11 protein-coding genes and 1 riboswitch are annotated in these 16997 nt (G+C 69.7%); of the genes, 5 read left to right on the top strand and 6 right to left on the bottom strand.

Annotation, left to right across the window (positions count from 1 at the left end; translation table 11 throughout):
- Positions 1-79 precede the first annotated feature (79 nt).
- Both ACZ5MC_RS13580 and ribB read left to right on the top strand, forming a co-directional pair.
- Positions 80-811 (top strand): SAM-dependent methyltransferase, encoded by a 732-nt coding sequence (locus ACZ5MC_RS13580; protein ID WP_306601040.1) that lies wholly within the window; start codon positions 80-82, stop codon positions 809-811.
- Between the two features lie 86 nt (positions 812-897).
- Positions 898-1048, top strand: a riboswitch (FMN riboswitch).
- 3 nt (positions 1049-1051) lie between these two features.
- Positions 1052-1675 carry a 3,4-dihydroxy-2-butanone-4-phosphate synthase gene (ribB, locus tag ACZ5MC_RS13575; protein WP_306601039.1) on the top strand — a complete coding sequence of 208 codons (624 nt, stop codon included), beginning with the start codon at positions 1052-1054 and terminating at the stop codon, positions 1673-1675.
- Between the two features lie 2 nt (positions 1676-1677).
- On the opposite strand, the gene ACZ5MC_RS13570 is transcribed toward ribB, so the two are convergent.
- The 3 genes from ACZ5MC_RS13570 to ACZ5MC_RS13560 form a co-directional block, all read right to left on the bottom strand.
- The gene (locus tag ACZ5MC_RS13570) at positions 1678-2442 is read right to left on the bottom strand and encodes a hypothetical protein (protein WP_306601038.1); all 765 of its coding nucleotides are present in this window, start codon (positions 2440-2442) and stop codon (positions 1678-1680) included.
- 3 nt (positions 2443-2445) lie between these two features.
- Positions 2446-4020, bottom strand: a complete 1575-nt coding sequence (locus ACZ5MC_RS13565; protein WP_306601037.1) for a methyl-accepting chemotaxis protein — start codon at positions 4018-4020, stop codon at positions 2446-2448.
- A gap of 75 nt (positions 4021-4095) precedes the next feature.
- Entirely contained in the window at positions 4096-4308 is a 213-nt protein-coding gene (locus tag ACZ5MC_RS13560) for a hypothetical protein (protein ID WP_306601036.1), read from the bottom strand.
- A gap of 518 nt (positions 4309-4826) precedes the next feature.
- Here ACZ5MC_RS13560 and ACZ5MC_RS13555 point away from each other — a divergent pair.
- Entirely contained in the window at positions 4827-5486 is a 660-nt protein-coding gene (locus ACZ5MC_RS13555; protein ID WP_464516029.1) for a hypothetical protein, read from the top strand.
- Between the two features lie 4 nt (positions 5487-5490).
- Positions 5491-8523, top strand: coding sequence for a diguanylate cyclase (locus ACZ5MC_RS13550; protein WP_464516028.1), 3033 nt, complete (start codon positions 5491-5493; stop codon positions 8521-8523).
- A 39-nt stretch (positions 8524-8562) separates the two neighbouring features.
- Here ACZ5MC_RS13550 and ACZ5MC_RS13545 read toward each other — a convergent pair whose 3' ends face one another.
- Positions 8563-11268, bottom strand: a complete 2706-nt coding sequence (locus ACZ5MC_RS13545; RefSeq protein WP_464516027.1) for a PAS domain S-box protein — start codon at positions 11266-11268, stop codon at positions 8563-8565.
- Positions 11269-11434: 166 nt separating this feature from the next.
- A complete protein-coding gene (locus ACZ5MC_RS13540; RefSeq protein WP_464516026.1) occupies positions 11435-13357 on the bottom strand; it encodes a sensor histidine kinase in 1923 nt (640 codons plus the stop codon).
- A 181-nt stretch (positions 13358-13538) separates the two neighbouring features.
- Between ACZ5MC_RS13540 and ACZ5MC_RS13535 the strand changes: the two genes are divergently transcribed.
- Positions 13539-13814: a hypothetical protein gene (locus ACZ5MC_RS13535; protein WP_306601031.1), complete on the top strand. Its 276-nt coding sequence runs from the start codon at positions 13539-13541 to the stop codon at positions 13812-13814.
- On the opposite strand, the gene ACZ5MC_RS13530 is transcribed toward ACZ5MC_RS13535, so the two are convergent.
- Positions 13807-16968 carry a serine/threonine-protein kinase gene (locus ACZ5MC_RS13530; RefSeq protein WP_306601030.1) on the bottom strand — a complete coding sequence of 1054 codons (3162 nt, stop codon included), beginning with the start codon at positions 16966-16968 and terminating at the stop codon, positions 13807-13809. The genes ACZ5MC_RS13535 and ACZ5MC_RS13530 overlap by 8 nt on opposite strands.
- Between the last annotated feature and the right edge of the window lie 29 nt (positions 16969-16997).

Below are 16997 nucleotides of genomic sequence, written 5' to 3'. Positions count from 1 at the left end.
GCCTTGATGGTCCCGCGTTCAAGATGCAACTTGGGAGAATCCCATGCTTCAACACCCTCCTTTTCCTTCCATGCCCTTCATGGAATCCTTCGCTCCGCTCCTGCGCCTGTTCAAAGGAATGACGCGCAAAGGACCGGGCAGCGAGGCTTCGACGCTGCGGGCCCTGGCCCTTTGTCCCCTTCCGGAAAGCCCGGTGGTCGCCGACCTGGGCTGCGGATCGGGCGCTTCCGCCCTGGTGCTCGCCCGGGTCCTCCAGGCACCCGTCCTGGCCCTGGACGCGGACGGCACCGCCCTGGACGATCTCTGGGGCCTGGCCCAGGCGAAGGGCCTGTTGCCGCTCATCCAGCCACGCACGGGGGACCTGGCGAACCCCGGAATCGCCCCGGAGAGCCTCGACCTGCTGTGGTCCGAAGGGGCCATCACCCACCTGGGCTGGGCCGTTGGCCTCCGCATCTGGCGGGAGCTGCTTCGCGCGGGCGGCGTCATGGCGATCACCGACGCGACCTGGTTCGAGGACGACCCGCCAGAGGAGGCCCGGCGCGCCTGGTCCGCGTGGTACCCCGCCATGGACACGGAGGCCGGCAGCCTCCGGACCGCCCGGGACCTGGGCCTGAAGGTGCTCGGCCACTTCCGGCTTCCCGCCCGGGACTGGTGGGCCTACTTCGACCAGGTGGAAGCCCAGTGCCGAAGGTGGGAAGGCGACGAAGGCCTCGCCGAGGTCATCGCGGCCAGGCGCAGTGAAAGGGATCTCTACCGCAGGACCGGGCACAGCTACGGCTACGTCTTCTCCGTTCTGCAAAAAAACGGATAGCGGGCCCCGGTCCCGGACGCCGTGGGCATTTGCCTGCAAGGGCAGAGAGGGGTCATACTGCTGGCGTTGCAAGTTCGGCAACGTACCATTTTCTTCAGGGCGGGGTGAAAGTCCCCACCGGCGGTAGGGTCGGGTCCGAGGACCTGCCGAGCCCGCGAGCGCCCGTCAACCACGGGGTCAGCAGATCCGGTCCGAGTCCGGAGCCGACGGTCAAAGTCCGGATGAGAGAAGGAGTGACTCATGCCTTATGGCGACGTTGAAGGTGCCGTCCGTGCGTTCAGGGCGGGCAGGGGGGTCGTCCTCGTGGATGACCCCGGACGCGAGAACGAGGGGGACCTGATCATCCCCGCCGAGATGATCAGCGAACGGATCATGGCCATGATGATCCGCGAGTGCAGCGGGATCGTCTGCCTCTGCATCGAGGAGGACGTGGCGCGCAGGCTCGATCTTCCCCAGATGGTCGAGGTCAACGAAAGCAGGAACGGGACCGCCTTCACGGTCTCCATCGAGGCCAGGGAAGGCGTCACCACGGGCGTCTCGGCCCGCGACCGGGTGGCGACCATCCGCACGGCCATCAGGCCGGAAGCCGTCCCCGGGGACCTGGCAAGGCCCGGCCACGTGTTTCCCCTGCAGGGGCACCCCTCCGGCCTGAAAGGGCGGCAGGGCCACACGGAGGGCTCCATCGCACTGGCCCGCCTGGCGGGCTTCCGGCCCATGGCCGTGCTCTGCGAACTGATGAACCCGGACGGCACCATGATGCGAGGGCCGGAACTGGAACGGTTCGGGCAGGAACACGGCTTCCCCCTCCTGACGGTGGAGGCTCTGGTGGAAGCGACGGATTCCGTGCCGGTTCCGGCGGGGTGAGCTCAATCCCGCGGTCCGGCCGCCGGGAGGGCATAGGCCTGCCGGATCAGGTCGAGGCCGACGTCCAGATCGGCCTCGCCGACGTCCAGCGGGATCCCTAGGATGTCGGAGAGGCGTTCACGGTGGATCCCCAGGCGGGCCGGGCTCGGTTCCTCCGTGAAGAACCTGCCGGCTTCCGAAGGCAGGAAGGTCCGCTTGAGGGGGTTGAGGAATCCGGCCCGATCAACGTCGACGAGAATGGCCCCGGCGATGCATTCCCGGAGGTCGCCGGCGGGAATCAGCGTGAAGGGAGCCATGCGCACGCCGGGCGCCAGGGGCGCGAGGCCGTACAGGTCGGTCCAGATGCGGGCATCCGCCTTGTCGTCGATGCGGAGGAACGCATCGGTCAGGGGCAGGCGGGTTCCGTTCCTCGTGAAGGAGAACGGGGCCGAGGGCGGGATCCGGAGCGCATGGTAGCCCAGGGCCAAGCCCCCCGGCCGGAAGGTGACGGGGGCGGGGCTGCCCTCGGCGAGGTACCCGTAGATGCCCATGGCGAGCATCACCGCCCACGGAGGCGCCTGCCTGAAGGCCACGCCCCCGAAGATGATCGGCATGAACCAGGGGTTCGTCGCCCGGGTTCCAGGGTGGTCCGCGAAGTGCCGCTCCAGGGCGGACCCGCATTTCCTGCGGTCCTCAAGGGAGAAATCGAAGGTGGCGCCGCTTTCCAGGAAAAGCCGCCTGACCGTTCCCGGAAAGGGCTGTTCGATGAAAAAGGACTGCCCGGCCATTCGTCACACCTTGAAACCATGCGCCAGGTCGCGCAGCTTGCTTGAAAGCGAGGCCAGATCGTCGATGGTGCGCTTGGTCTCGCCGATGCTGGCGGCCAGCTGGGTGGCGGCCGAAGCGTTGCGTTCGGTCAGGTTGGCCGTCATGCTCACGGCCTTGTTCACGTCCTCGCTCGCCTTGGCCTGCTCCTCGATGGCCAGCGTGATGGCGACCACCCCGGAGGCCCGCTCCCTGGCATTGTCCCGGATGGCTTCCAGGCCCTGGACCACCTTCTCCACGGAAGCGGATCCTTCCCGCACCCACTGGCCGCTCTCCTCGATGAGCGTGCGGATTTCCTTGGCCGCTCCGGCGCTGCGCTCGGCCAGCTTGCGGATCTCCTCGGCCACGACGGCGAAGCCCTTCCCCTGCTGGCCGGCCTTGGCCGCCTCGATGGCCGCGTTCAGCGAAAGCAGGTTGGTCTGCCGGGCGATGTCCGCGATGACCGTGGTGATGCGGCTCACGCTCTCGGAACTCTGGCGGATCCCGTCCATGGTCTTCGTCGTATCGGCGGCGAGGACGATGGCGCCTTCGGTCACCTTCTGGGACTCGGCCGCCAGGGACGTGGCGATGGCCAGGCGGTCCGAGACCGCCCGGATGGAGGCGGTCACCTCCTCCAGGGCCGAGGCCGAGGACATCATGGCCTCACGCTGCTTGTCCGAACTCCGGCTCAGGTCCAGGGTGGTGTCGTTCAGTTCCCCCGCGGCGGCGGACAGCTCCGTGGTGCCCGAGGCGGCCTGGGCGGAGACGTCCATGATGCCCTGGATCACGGCCCGGAGATCCTTCTCCATGTGGGCCATGGCCCCCAGCAGGCTGTCCGGGTTCCCCGAGTGCCTGATGTTGATCCTGAAATCCCCGGAGGCCATCTGGCGCACGGTGTCCGTGGCGTAGGCGGGGTCGCCTCCCAGCTGCCTGAGGATGCTCCTGGAGAGCCGCGTGGCCACGAGGGTCATCCCCGCCAGGAGGATCCCCCCGATCAGCAGCTGGCGCCAGGCCTGGGACCAGAAGGCCGCCTGGATGTCGTCGGTGAAGAACCCGATGCCGATGGCCCATTTCCAGGGCTTGAACTCGATGAGCCCATTCAGCTTGGGGAACAGTTCCTGCCCGCCCGGCTTGGCGTTCCTGATTTCCATGAAGGCGATCCGCTGGTTCGCGAGCAGCTCCCGGCCCACGACCCCCGAGGGCCGGCCGTCGGGCATCTTGAATCCGGGGTCCACCTTCCCGACCCGCGCCGGATTGACGTGGACCCGCATGATGTCCTTGTCGTCCCGCACGAAGTAGTAGGTGTCCTCGTGACGCAGGGAGAGAAGGACCTCCGTGGCCCTGGCCTTGGCCTGTTCCTCCGTGAGCTCGCCCTTCTGCGCCAGCTCGTGGAAATGGGCGCAGACGTTCTCGGCGGTGTAGAGCAGGGTCGAGATCTGGGAGCGGCGCTCCTGGTTCAGGCTGGAATTGAGGGACGTCAGGCCCAGCAGGGCCAGGACCGCCAGGCTGGCCGATGCGCAACCTACGATCAGCCAAAGGCGTGCAGGGAGGGACAGGTTCATATTCGATCCTTGGATTCTGGGCGGCGGCTAGATATAGCACGCCTCATTGACAAGTAAATTCTTCTTTTGATTTTTTCAGGATTCCAGCGGCCTGGTCCTCGGCACCGCTGACCGGGACTTGTCCCAGGCGGAGAGCAGGGCGCCTCGCCGTTCCTCATTCCAAGCCTTGGCCGCTCCCTGCAGGGCGGAGGAGGCGTCGCCGATGATCCGGTCGTGTTGGGTGATGAGCCAGTGGAGCTCCATTTCGCTGAGCAGGACCGGAACATAAGGCCGGATGGTTCGTTTCATCGATTCTCCAAGCGGGGGGGGACAAGAGGTCCGCATGGCCCATGGGCGAAGGGGCCGCTGAGGGTATGAAGGAAATTCGTGAGGCCTTGAAGCAGACATCCAGATGGCCATTGCCCATCGGGGGGATGGGCATCCGCGTCGGGTCCCTCAAGCGTCCTGCTGGCCATGGCACGGGGCGGTGCACCTGGCCGGGCGGATCCCGGGGAAGCATCTGAATCCGATCTCTCCGCCACGCTTGCTCGCAGGACCAGAAGTGGAAATTATTGCCGACTTGAGCCTGGATTGCAAGCCCTGCATCGATTCTTGAGGAATTTTAAGCGTGGCCGGAATTCCTCCCGGGTATTTTCTCCCGCTGCCTGGGTTATCACCATGAGGTGCTTGGCCGGCAGGGGTGGAGGCCGGGCCGGGTACCGCCGCCCCGGCGGTATTCCTCTGCCTAATTGTTCCATTCGTCACACTTCTGCAACATGTTTCTGGGAGACTGGAAGGGTATCGAATTGAGGTTCTAAATGATGTCCATGCGTATTTTGGGATTGGCCTTCGGGGTCCTGGCCATCGGCCATTGTGCGGGCGAAGTCGTGGTGCTGTTCGGTAGTTCGGTGCTTCGGAATGGAACCCTGCAGTCGACGGCGGTGGGGAGCATCCAGCAGCGGGCCCCGCGGGAGGGCGCGCCGATGGCCGGACGGGCGATGCTGAAGGACGCCGCGGGCAAGGACTTCGAGGTGGCCTGCGAGGTGGAGATGTATGCCCTCGGCGGCGACCGGGGCGATACCGCCTCCTGGCGGGTGGAAGTGCCGGTGGGCACCACCCTCCGGAGCCTGAAGGTGGTCCGCGGAAACCAGGTCCTGGCCCGGCTGGAGACCCCCCTCGACCTCGCGCCGCCGGTCATGGAGTTCGTCGATTCGGCCAACGGGGCCGGTGCGTCCGTCGATTGGGTGCTGCTCCGTCCGGGGAAGTTCGCCGCGTCCTCCATCTGGTTCCGGTGGTCCTGGGATGAGGGCGGGTCCTGGATGAACTCCCCCCGGATCCTCTCCGACGATTCCGGCACGGGGCAGCTGAAGCTGGAGCCGGTCGCGGGCGGCCTTCCCGGTGGCACCCTCCTGGAGTTCTGGGTCCCCCAGGACCTCAGCCTGACCCGGGTCCGTCACCGGATCGCCGGCCGTTTCCGGCCCCTGTAGTCCGATGGGGTTCCAGCCGTTCATCCGCTCCGCGGCATTCCTGCTGGTGGCTTCCCTCGGGCCCCTCCCGGTCCTGGGAGGGGCCCCGGGGGTTCCCCCGGAACAGACGCCCTTCCAGAGCTACGGGAACGGCCAGGGCCTGGAGAACCTCTCCATCTGGTGCCTGGAACAGGATTCCGACGGGTTCCTCTGGGCGGGCACCGAGGACGGCCTGTTTCGTTATGATGTCCAGAAGTTCCAGGCCTTCCGCGGCGAATCGGGCCTCCAGGACGTCTGGGTGCGGGCCCTGTGCGCCGCCGAGGGCCGCCGGCTCTGGATCGGCACGGCCCGGGGGCTGGCCCTGAGGGACCAGGGGAGGATCCAGGCCCTCGGCCCCGGGCAGGGGATCCCCCAGGCGGAGGTCTTCGCCCTGGCCCTGGATTCCCGCTCCCTTCTGTGGGTGGCGACGGAACGCGGACTGTTCCGGCAGCGCCCCGGGCGGATGACCTTCGAACCCGCGCCGGGCTGGCGGGGGGAGGAACCGGCCCGCTGCCTGGGCCGTGCGGGGAACGCCATGTACGTGGGGTCCCAGGAGCGCCTGTTGCGGTACGGCCCGGAAAGCGAGGGGCCCCCGGCGGAGGTGGCGGGACCGTGGCGCGAAAGGCTGGACGCCGTTCTCCAGGACGGCGGGGGACGGTTGTGGGTGCGTTCGCGGAGCGGGCTCTGGATGCGCCCGGGCGAGGCCGGTCCGTTCCAGGACCTGTCGCGGCGCGTGGGGCCGGCCGCCTACGACGGCTGCCTCAAACTGACCCCCGCGGGGACCCTCCTGATTCCGACCGTGGATGACCTGGTGCGCGTCCGGGACGGGCGCTGGGAGCATCTGGGCCAGGCCCGGGGCCTGCCCACGCCCTTCGTCAACCGCGCGCTGGAGGACCGGGAAGGCTGCCTCTGGATCGGCGGCCTGGGCCTCCACCGGACCCTGAGCCGGGAGGCCTGGGGGCAGTACACCTATCAGAACGGCATCGCCGGGGGCGTGGTGTGGTCCATCACCCATGACCGGCAGGGGCGGCTCTGGGCCGGAACGAGCAACGGCCTCTGCGAGACCCGGGACGGGCGATGGGCCCTGGTGCCCGGCACGGCCAACCAGGCCTTCCTCGCCCTGGCGGTGGCGCCGGACGGCGCGCTCTGGATGGGAGGCGCGCCGGCCCGGCTGCGGCGCTGGGTTCCCGGCACCTCCCGGTGGCAGGAATGGCCCCGGCCCTCGTCGACCATCATCAGCCTGGCGTTCGACGACCGGGGCGTGCTGTGGGTGGCGACCCGGCGCCAGGGGCTTTTCCGGGTGGTGGAACGGGGCGCGTCCTTCGCCGTCGAGCCCGTCCCGCTCCCGGGGGCCGTGCCCGGGGAGAAGACGACGGCCCTTTCCATCGGCGCGTCGGGCCGCATCTGGCTGGCCAGTTCGAACGGGCTCCTGGTGCTGGAGGACGGCCGCTGGCGGCGCCTGGGCAAGGCGCAAGGCCTGGTGGACCCGGATGTGCGCGCGGTCTATGAGCGCTCCGGCGGGGACCTCTGGGTCAGCTACCACGATACGCAGGGGCTGAGCCAGTACCGGTACGAACCGGGCCGGCTCGTCCTGGTGAAGCATGTCGACGCGGCGGGCGGCTTCACGGCGCGGAAGGCCTACTTCATGCGCCAGGACACCCTGGGCCGGCTCTGGGTGGGGACGTCCCAGGGGGTCGTCCGGTACGACGGCGTCCGCTTCCAGGAATTCGGGACCATGGATGGCCTCCCCGGGGACGAATGCAACGGCAGCGCCTTTCTCGCCGAGCCGGGCGGGGATGCGTGGGTGGGAACCCTGGGGGGCCTTGCGAGGTTCCACCAGGACAGGTTCGCGGGTTCGGCCCCGCCGCCCGCCGCCTTCGTCCTGTCGGCGACCTACGGAAGGACGCACCTCGCCTTCCCCTTCGAGGGAATCGCGGAGGTCCCCAACCGGGACGCGACCCTCGAATTCCACGTCACGGGACTCACCTACCTCAACGAGGGCAGGGTCCTGAACCAGGTCCGCCTCGTGGGGCTGGAGGACGCCTGGAGGACCACGAAGGTCCGGGAGGTCCGGTACGCCAACCTCCCTCCCGGGGCGTACCGGTTCGAGGTGCGATCGGGCCTGGCCGAGGGATCCTGGGGCCCCGTCGCCTCGTTCACCTTCCGGGTGCTGCCGGCCTGGTACCAGGCCTGGTGGTCCCGCCTCCTGGGGGCGGCGGGCCTTCTGGTCCTGGGCTTTTTCGCGCTGCGTCTGAGGCTGAAGGCCATGCGGGAGCGGAACCGGGACCTGGAGCGGGTCGTGGAGCTGCGCACCGTCGCGCTGGCCGAGGCCAACGAAGCCCTTCAGCAGCTCACGGTAACCGACCCCCTCACCGGCCTCAAGAACCGCCGGTTCCTGGACCTGACCCTGGAGGAGGACCTGGCCCTGGTGCGCCGGGACCACCGTTCCACGCCCGACGGCGGGCGCCTGGGGGGCAACGTGGACATGGTCTTCCTGATGGTGGACATCGACCATTTCAAGGGTGTGAACGACGGCCATGGCCATGCCGCGGGCGATCACGTGCTCCGGCAGGTCCGGGACCGGCTGCAGGAGGTCGCCCGGACTTCCGATACGGTGGTCCGTTGGGGCGGCGAGGAGTTCCTGGTGGTGGCCCGGCGCCTGGACCGTTCCCTGGGCGCCACGCTGGCGGCCCGGATCCTTGAATCCATGCGTTCCAGGCCTTTCGACCTGGGCTCCGGCCTGGAGACCTCCCTCACCTGTTCCGTGGGGTTCTGCCCCTATCCCCTGGTCCCCGCCCATCCCGATGACGTGGCCTGGCCACGGGTCGTGGAGGTCGCGGACCGGTGCCTCTACGCCGCCAAGCAGAGCGGACGGGATGGGTGGGTCGGCCTGCGGGGCCAGTGCGACACCGTCGAGGCCGTCGGCGCGTTCCTGGGGTCTCCGGAAGACCTTGCGGCCCGGGAAGGCCTCGGACTGGCCACCAGCTTCCGGGACGTCGCCGGGCTGCGGTGGAGCTGATGGCCGGGCTCAGAGGGTGTCTGCTGAAAGGAAGGCCTCTCAGACCCCGGGCATCTTCCCGAGCCTGCCCAGGGACTGCTCCAGGTCCTCGAGGCTGAAGGGCTTGGCCAGCATCGCCACGCCCGGGTAGGCGTCCAGCAGTTCCAGGGCCGCCGTGTCGCTCCGGCCCGTGGTGAGGAGGACGGGGATGCCCGGGCGCAGGGCCCGCAGGCGGGGCAGGGTGCCGGAGCCCCCGAGGCCGGGCATGTTCATGTCCAGGATCACCAGGTCGACCTCCAGTCCCTGGACCAGGCCCGCCAGGCCCTCCTCGCCGCAGGCCGCGGACGTGGCCCGGTGGCCCAGCGCCTCCACCACTTCCTGGATGGAGGTCCGGACCAGTTCGTCGTCGTCCACCACCATGATGCGGAGGGGCCCTGCCTCCTCCGCCGGGAAGGGGCCGGGGCCGGCGGCGGGGGCAGGGTGGGGGTCCCCCGCGGGGAACCGCAGGCTGACCAGGGTCCCCGACCCCGGTTGGCTGCGGATGTCCAGTTCCCCCTGGTGGGCCTTGACGGTGCCGTAGACCATGGAGAGGCCGAGCCCGGTCCCCTTGCCCTGGGGCTTGGTGGTGTAGAAGGGCTCCAGGGCCCTGGACAGGACTTCGGGCGTCATCCCGGTGCCATTGTCCTCGATCTGGATCTCGACCCACCGGCCGTCGACGTTGCGGGTCCGGAGGGTCAGGGTGCCGGCGTCGGGCATCGCGTCCCGGGCATTGACGCAGAGGTTCAGGAACGCGTTGGCGATCGCCCCGGCGTCGCCCCGGACGGGGTGGAGGACCGGAGCCAGGTCCCTCTCCACGCGGACCTCGGCCAGGTGCGTGCCTTCCAGGAGCTCGAGCTCCTCGAGCAGGATCGCGTTCAGGTCCAGGCTCCGTTCCTCGGCGGGGGTGGCGCGGGCGAAGGTGAGCAGCCGCCGGACCATCTTCCCGCCCCGGACGGCGGCCTTGGCGATGGTCTCGAGGGTGCGCCGGCCCGGACTGCCGTCGGGCAGGGACTTCAGCCTTGCGGTGGCGAGGCTGAGGATGGCCCCGAGGACGTTGTTCATGTCATGGGCGATTCCCCCCGAGAGGTTGCCCAGGCTCTCCATCTTCCGGGCGTGCGCAAGCTGCTCCTCCAGGGATTCCCGGATCTCCCGGGCGCGCTTGTGCTCGGTGATGTCCTCTTCGAAGGCGATGAAGTTCGTGATGGCGCCGGAAGCGTCCCTCACCGGCGCGAGGGTGGCGCGTTCCAGGTAGGGTTCGCCGTTCCTGCGCAGGCTCGGGATCTCGCCTTCCCACACGCCGCCCTGGACCAGGGCTTCGCGGATCTGGACCAGGGCCTTGAGCGGGGTGGAGGGCGCTTTCAGGAAGAGCGGCGTCTGGCCGAGGACCTCGTCCCGGGAATAGCCGGTGACGTCCGTGAACCGGGGGTTCACGTACTCGATCCTCCACGCGGCGTCCATGATCACGATGCTCAGCGGGCTCTGTTCCACCGCGGTGGAGATCCGCAGGAGGGAGGCCTCGGCCTGCTTGCGCTTGGCGTCGAGGTCCAGATGCTCGAGCGCGAAGGAGACGTCGCTGGCGGCCTCCGCCAGGAGGGCCACCTCGTTGCGGCCGAACCAGCCGCATTCGTTCGCGTAGACCATGAGGACGGCGCAGACCTCGCCGGCCTTCCGGACGGGGAACGCGGCCGCGGCCTTGAACCCGGTCCCGTCCGGGGCGAAATCGTTCTCGATCACGGGACGGCCTTCCCGGAGGGCCAGGGCCGCCGGGCCCGATTCCCCGCCCCCGGGGCCGTCGAGGCAGCCCTGCGCGTCGCCGCAGCGGCTGGCGATCCGGATCTCCCCGTTCGCGGCCCAGCCGATCCAGGCGAAGGCGAAACGGCCCTCCCTGACCAGGGCCTCGCTGATCCGGTCCATCAGGGCTTCCGGGGTGCGGGCCCAGACGATGGCCTGGTTGACGTGGCTCAGGGCGGCGTAGAGCTGGGTCATGCGCTCGAGCTGGCGCGCCTGGGAACGGAGGTCCGTGATGTCCCGGGTCATCGTCAAGGCGCAGGGAACCCCCTCCACCTCGATCGTGCTGGCGGAAACCAGGCCCGTGAGCACGCCGCCGTCCTTGCGCCGGAACTGGGCCTCGAAACCCAGGACCTTCCCGTCCCGGTGCAGGAGCTCCCGGAAGCGCGCCCGGTCCCGGCTGTCCACCCAGATGCCGACCCCGCCGGGCTGGGAGGACCGGCCCAGGATTTCCTCCGTGCCATAGCCCGTGGTCTGCATGAACCCTTCGTTCACCGTCAGGTAGACCCCGTCCGAAAGCCGGGTGATGGTCACGCTGTCCGGGTTCCCGTGGAAGCTCCGGCTGAACTTCTCCTCCGAGGCCCTGAGGGTCTCGGTGGCGAGCTTGCGCCGGGTGATGTCGATGAAATTGACCAGGACCCCGCCGCCGTCGAGGGGTTCCGCCGTGACCTCCAGCCATTGCCTGCGGCCGTCCTTCCCGGCCCAGACGAGTTCCCGGCCCCGCACGGGCCGTCCCGTCCTGAGGGCGACCCGGCCGGGAGCCTCATCCAGGGCCAGGATCGCCCCGCCGTGTTCGAAGAGGCCCGTCTGGCTTCCTTCCAGGCCCTCGGCCAGGAGGGTTTCCCGGTCCAGCCCCAGGATCCGGGAAGCGGCCCGGTTGGCTTCCAGATACCGGCCCTCGGGATCCAGGAGCAGCACGCCCTGGCTCAGGGCGTCCATGAGGGGCGTCCAGCCCGCATGTGCAGAGCGGGCCTGTCCCTCCTGGGGATCAGATAAGCGTGGAGTGAGCACTTCACGTCCTCGGGAAAAGGGGTGGTGATAAGCCGCGAAGTTCCCAGGTCGATTACAAAAGGCCTGGAGGCCCCGGGCTGCTGGCACCAGGGTCTCACTTTGTGTATGGGGATGCCAGACCTTCTTCTGCTTTGGCGGCGGCCCGCGTCTCCCCGCGCTTGCGGAGGGAACAGGGGAATTCGATCCGGAACGCGGTGCCCTCGCCAGGTACGGAATCCACCCGGATGCTCCCGCCGTGGGCGGCCACGATGTTGGCGACCATGGCCAGTCCGAGCCCGGTGCCCTTCCCGCGCGCCTTGGTGGAGAAGAACGGTTCGAAGACCCGCTCCATCACCTCCCGGGTCATGCCGCAGCCGGTGTCCCGGACTTCCAGGCAGACGTTGCCCTCCGAGCGGAAGGTGCGGAACGTGAGCAGGCCGCCTTCCGGCATGGCGTCCCGGGCGTTCATTCCCAGGTTCACCAGGACCTGCTGGATCTTCTGGGGCTCGCCGAACATGACGGGCGACTCGGGGTCCAGGTCCTTCCGGACCTGGATGGACGGTCCGGCGACGGGGCCGAGCAGGGCCACCACGTGCTCCACCGAGACGTTCAGGCTCATCGGCTCGCGTTCGCCGGGGTCGGGGCGGCTGTAGTCCAGCAGCCCGCGCAGGACCTCGCTGCACTTGGCGGCGGCCTCCTCGGCCTGCCGGAGGCGGGGCTGGAGCGCGGGATGATCCTCGTACAAGGTCTGGCAGAGGGCGATCTGGCCCAGGACCACCGCCAGCTGGTTGTTCACGTCATGCATGATGCCCGGAGCCATCATCCCGACCGAATCCACCCGCTGGCTGTGCTCCACCTGGTTGAGCAGGCGGTTGCGCTCCTGGACCGCCCGGCCGGCGACGCGCAGCTGCTGCCCGACCTGTTTGATCTCCCAGACATCGGATTGATAGTCCTCGCTGGACCCGTCGTCGGTGGAGGGCGAACTGGCCTCGAGCGCCAGGTCCCGCATGGGGCGCACGAACCGGCGGTGGACGTCCAGGAGGCTCCAGGCCACGCCCAGCACGATCGCCAGGGCCAGGACGAAGACGGCGATCCGCCGCGGCCGCAGCCCGGGGAAGAGGTCCTCCTCGGGAATCGCGACATGCAGGTTCATCCACGGCTTTCCGGGGACGGCGTACGCGCCGCCGGCCGCGATGAAGGCGCCCACCGGAGCCCGGACCGCGTTGGGGCCGGCCGGCTCCGCTTCCGGGAAGGATGGCGGCACCGGCATCAGCTGGTGGTCGACGCGCGCCCCCGGATCGAGCATTTCGGGAATCCTGGGCGGGACCAGGAGCCGTCCCCCCGCGTCCGACACGACCATGCGGGTGCCCGGGGTCGGCTGGTGGTCCCAGATGAACTGGGTCAGCTCCTCCAGGGAGACGTCCACGCCCACGACGCCTTCCAGCCGGCCGCGCGCGTCCCGGACCGGAACGACGTAGGAGAAGCCGCCGGCCCGGGTCGTGAAGAACCGGTAGGCCTCAGGCGTCCAGGCGGGTGCGCCCAGGGCCGCGCCGAACCGGTACCAGTGGCGTTCCTGGGGCCGGTAGGTCTCCCGGTCATTTCCCTGCCCGGCCACCCATTGCCCTTCCCGCAACAGCAGCCGCCTGGAAACCAGGCCCGCCCGGAAGAGGATCAGGTTCCATTCCCCATCCTTTTTCACGATGCAGGCGGAATCGCCATCCTCCCGGCCCAGGATGAGGTTGGTGACCATGCCTCCCTTCTCGAGGAAGGCGATGACGCTCTGCAGTTTCGCGGGGTCCTCCAGGCTGGCGTGTTCCTGGGCCCACCAGGCGCCCAGGGCGAGGCCGGTGGTTTCCGCACGGGACAGCTCGCGGGCGATGGTCCGTTCCATCTCGGCCAGGGAGGCCCTGGCGCGGGCCTGCACCTGGGTCCTGGGGGAATGGACGAGCCCCCACCACCAGAGTCCCCAGACGGCGGTGGAACACAAGGCGGTAAGGAGGATGGCCTTCCACAGCACCATGCTATTGGGTCGCTGCATCGATCGGTTGCTCCGTTCGGGCCGAAACCCAGGCGAAAGGGGTGGTTATTGCGAGTGAAATGGCGGCAATCTCCCCCATAATACGTGGTTGTTCCCTCCGTTTCGTTTAATTCAAACATGACGCCCGTGGTCCCACTGGCTGGGGACCCGAATTCCTCAACCCCCTTTCCATGGAGAATCCATGCCCACCCGCCCCAAGCTTCTGAAGATCACCCTCACCTACGAGCAGGAAGGCCGGCCCGTGACCGTGGAGGTGGACCCCGCCAAGGCTTCCGCCCTTTTCTGGACGGACCACACGGTCGAGAACCTGCTGGGCAGCTACTACCGCTCCGGCTTGCCCAATCCGACCGGCCAGACTCCTTCCGGCGTGCTGGAGGCCTGGAATACCGCCAAGGCGGACGGCACGCTGCCTGTCGTCATGATCAAGTACCCCGAGTGCGGAACCGGTCCTATCTGAGCCGCTCCAGGCGGGCCCGGGCGGCGGCGGCGACCAGGGGACCGAGTCCGGTGCCGCGCCGGTAGGCCTGCCGGGCGCGCTCCAGGGCCCGGGCCCGCCGGTCCTCCGCGGCCTCCGCCGCGGCCGAGAGAACCTCCAGATCGCCCAGGCGGAGATACCCTTCGCCGTAGGACGGATCGAGCTCCACGGCCTTCCGGGCCGCCCGGAGGCCGGATTCCCGTACGCCGGCCCGGGGGACGGCCGAGGCCCAGGTCGCGTACAGCTCCGCCAGGGCGGCCCAGGTCACCTTGTCGCTGGAGATCCGGAGGTACCGCAGGATGTCGGCCTCGGCCCGCTGGAACAGGGGCATCATCCGGGCCGGCGGCTGGTGCGCGAGCAGCCACCGGATTTCCACCAGGTCGCACAGGGCGCGGAAGAACCGGGGGAAGGGGGCGCGGGGGTTCCGGCGAACGGCCTCGGCGAGGTCGAGCCGGGCGGCGGCCAGTTCGTCCAGGGGGGACCGGCCCTGGGCGAGTTCCGCCTTGGCCAGGGCCAGGTGGCAGCCCGACAGGTCCACGAGGGCGGCCACGAAGTCGCCCTTCACCGCCACGGCCCGCTCGAGGGACACCCTGGCCTGGGCCAGGGCCTTCCGGGGATCCTGCCCGGCGGCCAGCTGATACTCGCCCAGGAGCTTGGCTGCAAGGCCCAGGTAGTAGTGGCCGTCCACCAGGTTGGGGTCCAGCCGGATGGCCTGTTCCAGGGCCGTGATGGCCGTCTCGGCGCTCCGGGAGGGATCCCGGCCGTGGGCCAGTTCCTGCTCGGCCCACTCCTCGTGGGCGGCCCCCAGGCCGACGTGGAAGGTCGCCAGGTCCGGGTACGCCTTGACCGCCCGTTCCATGAGGGTGCGGGCGGCCGTCCAGGACGCGGTGGCGTCCTGGCCCCGCTGGGCCCTGTAGACCATGAGCCGGAGGTGGATGCGGCTCAGGGCGGGCAGGAGCAGGGGATCGTTCGGCGCTGACGCCACCGCCTTTTCCCCCGCCTCGATGGCCTGTTCCCAGGGACCGACGGGGTCGCCCCCGGTGCGCCAGCGCACCAGGGCGGTTTCGCCGAGGGCCGCCATGCGGGTTTCCTGGGCTCCCGGGTAGGCGGGGTCCTGGCGCAGGACCTCGGCGGAGGCGGACAGGGCCCGGTCCAGCTCCTCCGTGGGGTCCTGCCCCTTGTTGTTGAGGGCGCGGGCCCGGCCGAAATGGAACCACGCCTCGAGGGCCTGGGTGCCGAGGCGGGACGGATCCAGGACCTTGGCCCGGTCCAGGGCCGCGAGCCCCCGGGCGAAGGGCACTGCGGCGTCCTCGCCGTGAAGCCAGTGCTTGTCCATGGCCAGCCGCCAGGCGCGCGCTTCGGCGAGGAACAGGTCGGGGTCGCTGGGGGCCATGGCCTGGGCGGACTGGAAGCAGGCGACCGCGGCTTCCAGGAGGCCCCGGAATGCCTCCGGGCGGGCCGTCCCGGCCTGGTCCAGGAGGATGTCCCCTTCGAGGCCCTTGGCCTCGTAGAACCAGGGGGTCTGGCTGAAGGAGGCCCGGGCCCGGGCCAGGGCCTCGTCCAGGCGGCGGCCGTAGAAGGCGAGCAGCGCCAGGGTGTAGTCGGGGGATTCCAGAGCCGCGCTCCGTCCCTGCTCCAGGTTCCTTATGGCCGCGCTCCGCAGGCCCTGGTCGGCGGCCCGGAGCCGGGCCTCGCGGACCGCGGGGTCGGCGACCTTCCGGATCTGGTCCAGCTCGGCCAGGTACTGGTAGCCCAGGATCCGCCCGTGCATGTAGAACGCCTCCGGGGACCGGAAGCCCTTGGCCAGGGCCCTGTCCATGTAGGCCGAAGCCCGGGCGAGGTCGCCCATGGCGAGGTGCCCCCGCGCCAGGGCGTAGCAGGCCGGGCCCGCCATCACGTTGGAGGGGCCGGCGACGTTGGGCTCGAGCTGCGCCATGCGCCAGCGGACCTGGGCCATCTCCTGCTGGATGTCGTGGGCCGGGAGGAGGTGGGCATAGCGCATGAGGGATTCGTAACGTTCCGCCTCCTGGCCGAAGCGCTGGGCCCACCAGGCCTGGGCGGAGGCGGTGCGCCGGGCCTGGACGTTGACGGCCACCAGGGCCAGCACCGCGGCCAGGGCGGCCGCGGTCACGGCCACGAGCGCCTTGTGCTTGCGGGCGAGCTTGCCCGCCTGATAGACGAGGGTGGGCGGATGGGCCAGGATGGGCTCGCCCTCCTTGAACCGCCGCAGGTCCTCGGCCAGGGCCAGGGCGGAGGCGTAGCGCCGCCTGGGCTCCTTCTCCATGCACTTCTCGACGATGGTCGCCAGGTCCCGGGGAAGGGACGGGACGGCTTCGCGCAGGGGGACGGGCGCCTCCTCCAGGGTGGCCTTGAGCCAGGAAAGGCCGGTTCGTCCCGCGAAGGGCGCCTGGCCGGCCAGGAGGGCGTAGAGGGTGGCGCCCATGGCGTAGATGTCGGTCGGGACGCCCACCTGGTCTTCCAGCCCCGCGGCCTGCTCGGGGGCCATGAAGCCGGCGGTGCCGATCACCAGGCCCTGCTGGGTGAGGCCCGTGCTCTCCAGGGACCGGGCCAGGCCGAAATCCAGGATGTAGGGCTTCAGGCCCCGCTCGTCCTCCTCGACCATGATGTTGGCGGGCTTGAGGTCCCGGTGCACGAGGCCCTGGCGGTGGGCGGCGTGGATGGCGGCGGCCACGGTCTCCATCACCGAGGCCAGGTCCGGCAGGCTGAGGTCCTTCCGGGCGGCGGCCAGGGTCCGGCCCTTGATCAGCTGCATGGCGATGAAGGCCTGGCCGTTCAGCTCGCCCACTTCATAGACCTTGCAGACGTTGGGATGGTCGACCTTGGCCTGGTTCTGGGCTTCCTGGATGAACCGGCGCATGCGCCGCGGGTCGTCCCGGGCGAGGAACTTCAGGGCGACCTCCCGCTTGAGGACGAGGTCGAAGGCCCGGTAGATCCGTCCCATCCCGCCCTCGCCCAGGAGCTGGAGGTCCGCGTAATGGGTCCAGGACGCGGGCTGGATGGTGGCGGCGCCCGGGTTCTCGCCGAAGAGGGTGGGCTGCGAGCCGAAGTCCGGGGCCGTTTCCGGACCCCCGACAGGCACTCCGCCTTCCCCGATGTCCCCCCCCTGTGCGTCCACGTTCCGTTCCAGTGTTGAACCCAGTCTAC

The sequence above is a fragment of the Mesoterricola sp. JemC181 genome, assembly GCF_055384585.1.
This window is presented reverse-complemented; position numbering and strand designations above follow the sequence as displayed.

What these genes read in the sequence shown, in the direction of transcription:
- ACZ5MC_RS13550 (WP_464516028.1), top strand. Translation starts at nt 5,491, where the DNA reads ATGGGGTTCCAGCCGTTCATCCGCTCCGCGGCATTCCTGCTGGTGGCT.
- ribB (WP_306601039.1), top strand. Translation starts at nt 1,052, where the DNA reads ATGCCTTATGGCGACGTTGAAGGTGCCGTCCGTGCGTTCAGGGCGGGC.
- ACZ5MC_RS13560 (WP_306601036.1), bottom strand. Translation starts at nt 4,308, where the DNA reads ATGAAACGAACCATCCGGCCTTATGTTCCGGTCCTGCTCAGCGAAATG.
- ACZ5MC_RS13580 (WP_306601040.1), top strand. Translation starts at nt 80, where the DNA reads ATGGAATCCTTCGCTCCGCTCCTGCGCCTGTTCAAAGGAATGACGCGC.
- ACZ5MC_RS13570 (WP_306601038.1), bottom strand. Translation starts at nt 2,442, where the DNA reads ATGGCCGGGCAGTCCTTTTTCATCGAACAGCCCTTTCCGGGAACGGTC.
- ACZ5MC_RS13545 (WP_464516027.1), bottom strand. Translation starts at nt 11,268, where the DNA reads ATGGACGCCCTGAGCCAGGGCGTGCTGCTCCTGGATCCCGAGGGCCGG.
- ACZ5MC_RS13565 (WP_306601037.1), bottom strand. Translation starts at nt 4,020, where the DNA reads ATGAACCTGTCCCTCCCTGCACGCCTTTGGCTGATCGTAGGTTGCGCA.
- ACZ5MC_RS13535 (WP_306601031.1), top strand. Translation starts at nt 13,539, where the DNA reads ATGCCCACCCGCCCCAAGCTTCTGAAGATCACCCTCACCTACGAGCAG.
- ACZ5MC_RS13555 (WP_464516029.1), top strand. Translation starts at nt 4,827, where the DNA reads ATGCGTATTTTGGGATTGGCCTTCGGGGTCCTGGCCATCGGCCATTGT.
- ACZ5MC_RS13540 (WP_464516026.1), bottom strand. Translation starts at nt 13,357, where the DNA reads ATGCAGCGACCCAATAGCATGGTGCTGTGGAAGGCCATCCTCCTTACC.